General features: G+C 70.5%; 4 protein-coding genes. 1 reads left to right on the forward strand and 3 read right to left on the reverse strand.

Features of this window, described 5'->3' with window-relative positions; all coding sequences use genetic code 11:
- The coding region (locus HG543_RS48795; RefSeq protein WP_169351829.1) for a hypothetical protein at positions 1 to 5,116 on the forward strand (5,116 nt) is incomplete at its 5' end.
- Positions 5,117 to 5,181: 65 nt separating this feature from the next.
- Here the strand turns inward: HG543_RS48795 and HG543_RS48800 are convergent.
- The 3 genes from HG543_RS48800 to HG543_RS48810 all read right to left on the reverse strand — a co-directional run bounded on the left by HG543_RS48800 (position 5,182) and on the right by HG543_RS48810 (position 8,176).
- Positions 5,182 to 5,796 carry a hypothetical protein gene (locus HG543_RS48800; protein WP_169351830.1) on the reverse strand — a complete coding sequence of 205 codons (615 nt, stop codon included), beginning with the start codon at positions 5,794 to 5,796 and terminating at the stop codon, positions 5,182 to 5,184.
- A 119-nt stretch (positions 5,797 to 5,915) separates the two neighbouring features.
- Positions 5,916 to 7,475, reverse strand: coding sequence for an acyl-CoA carboxylase subunit beta (locus tag HG543_RS48805; protein WP_169351831.1), 1,560 nt, complete (start codon positions 7,473 to 7,475; stop codon positions 5,916 to 5,918).
- A gap of 11 nt (positions 7,476 to 7,486) precedes the next feature.
- Complete coding sequence (locus tag HG543_RS48810) at positions 7,487 to 8,176, reverse strand: Coq4 family protein (RefSeq protein WP_169351832.1); 690 nt, start codon at positions 8,174 to 8,176, stop codon at positions 7,487 to 7,489.
- Between the last annotated feature and the right edge of the window lie 74 nt (positions 8,177 to 8,250).

Raw genomic sequence — 8,250 nt, forward strand, 5'->3', positions numbered from 1 at the left:
GACGGGGGACCAGAACGAGGTCGCCGTCGCCTCCAACGGGCGGGACTTCCTCGTGGCGTGGGAGGATCACCAGGTCAGCAGCACCACGGGGCCGTACGTGAACATCCGGGGGGCTCGCGTGCGCGGGTCGGATGGCCGGGTGCTGGACAACCTGAGCATCTCGGCCGCCCCGAGGGACCAGCTCTGGCCCGCCATCGGCTCCGACGGCACGGACTACTTCGTCGTCTGGCACGACTACCGGAACGGCAGCAGCGCGGACCTCTACGGGACGCGGGTGCGGGCCTCGGACGGCGCGGTGCTCGACACGGCGGGCATGGCCATCGCCACCTCGTCCGCCGATGAGGGCTACCCCGAGGTGGCCTTCGGTGGAGGCAACTACCTGGTGACCTTCAACGCGGGGGGCCTCTACGGCGCGCGGGTGAGGGCCTCGGACATGGCCCTCCTGGATGGCAACGGGTTCGCCATTTCCCGGGCCTCGGGGATGTCGGTGGGGCGCGCCGCGTTCGACGGGAGCCAGTTCCTGGTGGTGTGGTCGGACCAGCGCAACGGCTTCAACAACTCGGATATCTACTGTGCGCGGGTGGGGACGGACGGCTCGGTCCTGGACCCCGCCGGGATTCCCGTCATGGTGGCCGCGGGGAACCAGGCGGGCCCTTCCGTCGCCTCGAACGGGGACGGCTTCCTGGTGGCGTGGGAGCACCCGACGGCCCAGAACGTCTACGACCTCCATGGCGCGCCGGTGGGGCGCGATGGCGTGGTCGGACCCGTCATTGCCCTGGGCGAGGCCGCGTCGGCGACCCACCAGGAGCGGCTTCCCGCCCTGGCCAGCGATGGGAGCCGCTACTTCGTCGCCTGGTACGAGAACCGGAGCACGGGACACCTCCTGGTCGCCGGCGCGCGGGCGGCGCCGGACGGGACGCTGCTGGACCCGGAGCAGGTCCTCTCGACGGACGTCAGCCGGGAGCTGACTCCCGCGGTGGCGCACGCGGCGGGCACCTACCTGGTGGTGTGGAAGGACGACCGTGCGCAGAGCAACGCTTCTGACATCTTCGCGGCTCGGGTCAGGGCCTCGGACGGGACGGTGCTCGACGACCCCGCGATGCGCATCGCGACCACGTCGCGCCTGGAGGACCAGCCGGGCGTGGCGTCGGATGGGAGCCAGTTCCTGGTGGTGTTCGAGAGCCGGGACCCGAATGTCTTCGGGAGCAGCGACATCCTGGGCGTCCGGATTCGGGCGTCGGATGGAGCGGTGCTCGATGGCACACCCCTGGCCATCTCCACGGCGACCGCCGACCAGAAGGACCCGGCGGTGGCCTTTGGAGATGGCTACTTCCTGGTGACGTGGACCGACTCGCGTACCAGCTCCACGTACACGGGTATCTACGGCGCGCGGGTGCGGGCCTCGGATGGCAGGGTCATGGAGCCGGGGGGGCTCGTGTTGAGCACTGCCGGGGCGCAGGACATGTCGGTGGTCGCCTACGGAGGGGGCTACTTCCTGGCGGTCTGGCAGGACCGGCGAAGCTCCAACCTCCCCAACCTCTACGCGGTGCGGGTGCGGGCGTCGGATGGGTCGGTGCGCGAACCCTCGGGCATTCCGGTGGCCTTGGAGACCTGGCAGGAGCTGAATCCCACGGTGGCGTTCGACGGGAGCCACTTCCTGGTGGCCTGGCAGGACCAGCGCTACGTGGTAGGCGCCCACATCTACGGCCGGCGGGTGCGCGCCTCGGATGGCGTGGCACAGGAGCCGGCCCGGATTGCATTCGCCACTGACTTCGTGGAGCAGGCGCAGCCGGCCCTGGCGTTCGACGGGACGCAGTACCTGCTGACGTGGAACCGCGCGGGCACCCTCCTGGGACGGCGGTACACGCCCCTGATGACGCCCGTGGACGCGGCGGCGTTTCCCATCTCCGAGAACGTGGACGTGTGGTCGAGCCGCATCGTGGCCGCGTCCTCGGGGCCGGGGCGCTTCCTCGTCGCCTACAACGACTTCCGGCAGTTTTCGCGTGTCCGGGCGCGGCTCGTCTCGGACCCCTTCCCGAACGGTGAGCGCTGCACGAGTGGGGCGCAGTGCGCGAGTGGCTTCTGCGTCGACGGGGTGTGCTGTGACGGCGCGTGTGGCGGAGGCGCGGACACGGACTGCCAGGCGTGCGCCGTGGCGGCGGGTGGCGCGGTGGATGGGACGTGCGGCGCCGTGCGGGCCGAGGTGGCGAAGGTGTGCCGGCCGGCGGGCGGTGCCTGCGACGTGGCGGAGACGTGCGACGGTGCCGGCCCGGAGTGCCCGGCGGATGGCCTCGTCGCGCAAGGGGAGGAGTGCCGCGCGGCGGCGGGCGTGTGTGACGTGGCGGAGGCGTGCGATGGGGCGTCGGCGGAGTGCCCGGTGGATGGCTTCGTCACGGAGGGGGAGGAGTGCCGTCCCGCGGCGCATGCGTGTGACCTCGCGGAGACGTGCGGCGGGCGAGCGGCGGCGTGTCCCGAGGATGTGCTCGCGCCGGACGGCACGGTGTGTGATGACGGGAATGCGTGCACGCTGACCGATGCCTGTCAGTCGGGCGTCTGCGCCGGCGCGGAGCCTCTCGTGTGCACGGCGCCGAATCCGTGCCTGCGTCCCGGTGTGTGTGACCCGGCGACGGGCGCGTGTTCTCCGCCCGAGCCGGTGGCGGATGGCACGGCGTGCGACGATGGCAATGCGTGCACGCAGGCCGATTCGTGTCGGGCGGGGGCGTGTACCGGTGGCAGCCCCGTGGTGTGCTCGGCGGGGGATGCGTGCCATGTGGCCGGGACGTGCGACCCATCGACGGGCATGTGCTCCGCGCCGACGCCCGCCGCGGATGGCACCGCTTGTGATGACGGAAATGCCTGCACGCAGCGCGACGCGTGTCGGGCGGGAGCCTGCACCGGTACGAATCCGGTGGTCTGTACGGCCGGAGATGCATGCCACGTCCCGGGGACGTGCGACCCAACCACGGGGGCGTGCTCGGCGCCGACGCCCGCGCCGGACGGCACCGCCTGTGATGATGGCAGCGCGTGCACGCAGAGCGACTCCTGCCGGGCGGGAAGCTGCATGGGCGCGGACCCCGTGGTCTGCACCGCTCCGAATTCGTGCCTGCAGCCCGGCGTGTGCGACGCGGCGACGGGTGTCTGCTCCGCGCCCGTGCCGGTGATGGACGGCACTGCGTGTGATGATGGTGATGCCTGTACTCAGAGCGACTCGTGTCAGGCCGGTGCCTGCACTGGTGCGAATCCGGTGGTGTGCACGGCGGGGGATGCCTGCCATGTGGCCGGGACGTGTGACCCGACGACAGGCATGTGTTCCGCGCCGACGCCCGCTCCGGATGGCACGTCGTGTGACGACGGGAATGCGTGCACGCAGACCGACGCGTGTCAGGGGGGGAGCTGCACCGGGGCGGAGCCGGTGGTCTGTGCCGCTCCGAATCCATGCATGCAGGCCGGCGTCTGTGACCCGCTGACGGGCGTCTGCTCCGAGCCTCGGCCCGTGGCGGATGGCACGGCCTGTGATGACGGCAACGCGTGCACCCAGAGCGATACGTGCCAGGCCGGGGCGTGCACTGGTGCCAATCCGGTGGCCTGCACCGCGGGCGATGCGTGCCATGTGGCCGGGACGTGCAATCCGTCGACGGGTGTCTGCTCGCCGCCCGTGCCTGTGGTGGATGGCACGGCGTGCGATGACGGCAATGCGTGCACCCAGAGCGACACGTGTCAGGCCGGGAGTTGCGGAGGCGCGAACCCCGTTGTCTGCGCGGCACCGAACTCGTGCATGCAGGCGGGTGTCTGCGATCCGGCTTCCGGCGTGTGCTCGCCGCCCGTGCCGGTGGCGGATGGCACAGCTTGTGATGACGGCAATGCGTGCACCCAGAGCGACACGTGTCAGGCGGGGGCCTGCGCTGGCGCCAACCCGGTGCTCTGCACGGCGGGAAATGCCTGCCAGGTGGCGGGGACGTGCGACCCGGCGACAGGCACGTGCTCGGCGCCAACGCCCGTGCCGGACGGCACCGCATGTGACGACGGCAGCGCGTGTACGCAGAGCGATACGTGTCAGGCTGGAAGCTGCACGGGGGCGGACCCCGTGGTCTGCACCGCTCCGAATTCGTGCATGCAACCCGGCGTGTGCGACGTGATGACGGGTGTCTGCTCCGCGCCAGTGCCGGTGGCGGACGGCACCGCGTGTGACGATGGCAATGCGTGCACGCAGACCGACTCGTGCCAGGCGGGCACGTGCACTGGTGCCAATCCGGTGGTCTGCACGGCGGGCGACGCGTGCCATGTGGCCGGGACGTGCAATCCCACCACGGGGGCATGCTCGGCGCCGACGCCCGCCCAGAACGGCACGGCCTGCGATGATGGCAATGCGTGTACGCAGAGCGACTCGTGCCAGGCGGGCATCTGTACGGGTTCGAACCCCGTGGTCTGTACCGCCGGAGATGCGTGCCATGTCGCGGGGACGTGCAATCCCGCCACGGGGGCCTGCTCCGAGCCCACACCCGCGCAGAACGGCACCGCCTGCGATGATGGCAACGCCTGTACGCGCAGCGATTCGTGCCAGTCGGGCACCTGCACGGGTGCAGACCCCGTGGTCTGCACCGCGAGCGACGTCTGCCATGCGGAGGGGACGTGCAATCCCTCCACGGGCATGTGCTCGAATCCCACGCGCGAGGACGGAACCGCCTGCACGGGGGGCTCGTGTCAGGCAGGTGAGTGCGTGCCCACGCCCGATGCGGGTACAAGCGGCGAGGACGCGGGCACCGAGACCGACGCGGGCACGGGCAGCGAGGACGCTGGTACCGAGACCGACGCGGGTGCTGAGCCCGATGCAGGCAGTGAGGACGCCGGCACCGAGACCGATGCGGGTGGGCAGACCGACGCGGGCGAACAGCCCGATGCCGGAGAACAGCCAGACGCGGGCGAACAGCTCGACGCCGGTCAAACCCCGGACGCGGGTGACAGCTCGGACGCGGGCACCCGGCCGCCCGTAAGCGTTCCCGCTCCCGAGGCGATGGGCTGCGGCTGCGGCGCGCCCGCCGGTTCCGCCAACATGGGGTTGCTGATGCTCATCGCGGGCGCGGTGCTCCTGCGGCGTTCGCGGCGCCAGCGCCCGTGAGGTGAGTCCGAAAGTCCTCCCCCTTCCGAACAGAGCCCGTCCGGAAGGGAGGAAGGGCTTTCCATCTACTTCCGCTGGTTGAGGTACTGGTCCATGTAGACCTTGGCCTGCGCCAGCTTGGCCTCCACGAAGCGGTCGTCCTCGTCCGGCTCAGGCGGGGCGGGGGGCGGCGTGCGGGTGCCCTCGTTGCCGAAGTCCACCGCCGCGGCCAGCAGGTTGCGCGCGGTGTTGCCGCCGCCGAACAGCTTCGCCAGCAGGCCCGTCTCCACGTCCAGCCAGCGCGCGGCCTGGCGCAGCACGTCGAGCACCTCACCCTCCACGGCCTTGGAGGGACGGCCCGGGCCGCTCACGCAGGTGCGCGCGTAGCTGTGCTCCCGGTCCACGAAGACGCCCAGCGCGCGGTCGCGGAAGTCCTGCGCCAGCGCCTGCGTCATGGCGTCGAGCTGCTCCTCCAGGAAGGGCTGCTCGGACTTGCGGGCCTTGCGACCGGGCGCGGGGGGCAGCTCCAGCTCGGCGGCATGCCAGCCCGCCTCGGCGAGGCCCTCCGGAGGAGTCTCCACCCACTTCACTTCTGGCGTGGGCAGGTCCACCGCCTCACATACGCGCTTCAGCGTCTGGCGCAGCGCGGTGAGGTTACCTTCAACGTCGGAGAGAAAGAGGATGAGTCGGCGGTGGGACAAAATGGGTTCCTTTCCTGGCAACCTGAAAGCCCGCGCGCCACCCTCAAATTTCCACAGTGGCGCGTGCCTGCCTGCCCTCCAGCCGGGGAAGAGGCTTCCCCGGCTGCTCCGGAACAGCCCTATAGGGGGATGTTCCCGTGCTTGCGCGGCAGGTTCTCCTGGCGCTTGTCCTTCAGCATCTCCAGGGCGCGGATGACACGGTTGCGCGTGTCCTCCGGGCGGATGACCTCGTCGATGTAGCCCAGCTCGGCCGCCTTGAAGGGGTTGGCGAACTTCTCGCGGTACTCGGCGGTGAGCTTCGAGCGCTCGGCGGCGGGGTCCTGCGCCTTGAGCAGCTCGTTGCGGAAGATGATGTTGACCGCGCCCTCGGGGCCCATGACGGCGATTTCGGCCGTGGGCCAGGCGAAGTTCATGTCCGCGCGGATGTGCTTGGACGCCATGACGTCGTAGGCGCCGCCGTAGGCCTTGCGGGTGATGATGGTGACCTTGGGGACGGTGGCCTCGGCGAAGGCGTACAGCAGCTTGGCGCCGTGGGTGATGATGCCGCCCCATTCCTGCGCGGTGCCGGGCAGGAAGCCGGGCACGTCCACGAAGGTGATGAGGGGGATGTTGAAGCAGTCGCAGAAGCGCACGAAGCGCGCGGCCTTCACGCTGGCGTCGATGTCCAGCACGCCCGCCAGCACCGCCGGCTGGTTGGCGACGATGCCCACGCTGCGGCCGTTCATGCGGGCGAAGCCGACGACGATGTTCTTCGCGTACTGCTCCTGCACCTCGAAGAAGTGCTTGTTGTCGACGACGGCCTTGATGACTTCCTTGATGTCGTAGGGCTTGTTGGGGTTGCTCGGGACGATGTCCTTGAGCGACGCCTCGGCCCGGAACGGGTCGTCATCACACGGCTGGACGGGCGGGTCCTCCTGGTTGTTGGAGGGCAGGAAGGACAAGAGCTCGCGCGTCATGACGATGGCGGCCTGCTCGTTCTCCGCCGCGAAGTGCGCCACGCCGGACTTCTGGTTGTGCGTCACCGCGCCGCCCAGCGCCTCCTTCGACACCTCCTCGTGCGTCACCGTCTTGATGACGTCCGGGCCGGTGATGAACATGTAGGAGGTGTCCTTCACCATCATGATGAAGTCGGTAATCGCCGGCGAGTACACCGCGCCGCCCGCGCACGGACCCATGATGAGGGAGATCTGGGGCACCACTCCGGAGGCGAGCGTGTTGCGCAGGAAGATGTCCGCGTAGCCGGCGAGGCTCTCCACGCCCTCCTGGATGCGCGCGCCGCCCGAGTCGTTCAGGCCGATGACGGGCGCGCCCACGCGGGTGGCCATGTCCATGATCTTGCAGATCTTCTGGGCATAGGCGCCGGACAGCGAGCCGCCGAAGACGGTGAAGTCCTGGGCGAAGACGAAGACCTTGCGGCCTTCCACGGTGCCGTAGCCGGTGACGACGCCGTCGCCGGGAATCTTCTTGTCGCCCATGCCGAAGTCGCTCGATCGGTGGGTGACGAACTTGTCCAGCTCGCAGAAGGAGCCCGGGTCGAGCAGCAGGTCGATGCGCTCGCGGGCGGTGAGCTTGCCGGCCTCATGCTGCTTGGCGATGCGGTCGGCACCGCCGCCCAGCTCGGCCTGCTTCTCCAGCTGCTGGAGCCTTGCGCGAAGGGGGTTCTCGGAGGTCTCGTCCATGGGCGCCCCCTCTAGCACGATTGGGCGGGGTGCGCGCTGCTTGGAAGCACCGCCTCCACCGCGGACAGGTCCAGGCCGAACCTCTGGCGGACCTCTTCCAGGGGCATCTCCCACATCTGGCGCCACGGGGCGCCGAAGAGGATGCGGGCGCGCCGGCCCAGGAGCCACCCCCGGACGATGGCGCGCATGCGCTCGTCCCGCTCGGAGAAGGCGTAGAGGAGGGTGTTGGCCAGCCCCCCGGCGAGGATGCCCAGGGCGAAGGGGCTGCCCACCTGGGCGAGGCTGAAGGCCTGGACGCCCAACTCCCCGGCCACGTCCGTGGGGAAGCCGGTGAGCACGTGCCAGACGTCGTGGGACTCCAGCATGTGGGCCCGGACGTACTCCTCGTCCGTGCGGGCCTCCAGGTAGGGCAGGGCGTCCGGGTCCAGTCCGTTCTCCACCAGATGGTCCGCGAAGGCGCGGCCCAGGGTGCCCTGGGGGAGGGCGCGCAGCGACGCGATGTGGAGCAGGCCCATGCGGGGCCGGTCCACGAAGGCCCGAGCGGCGGTGTCGTGGTGCATCAATCGCTCTACCAGGCGCGTCATGGCGGTGGGAGGGGCCAGCACCGCGGCGAGCTCGAGGATGTCCTGGAGCTGGTCGGGGTATCTCAGTGCCCGCGCCATCCGCCAGGCGGTGCGCGCGTACGCGACAGGGTTCCGCATGCCTGCCTCTCGAGCTGGACGTCGCGACACCGGGCCGGGCGTCACGCGGAGCCAGGGTACGCGGCGGGCGGGGT

Source organism: Pyxidicoccus fallax, from assembly GCF_012933655.1.
GTDB classification, from domain to species: domain Bacteria; phylum Myxococcota; class Myxococcia; order Myxococcales; family Myxococcaceae; genus Myxococcus; species Myxococcus fallax.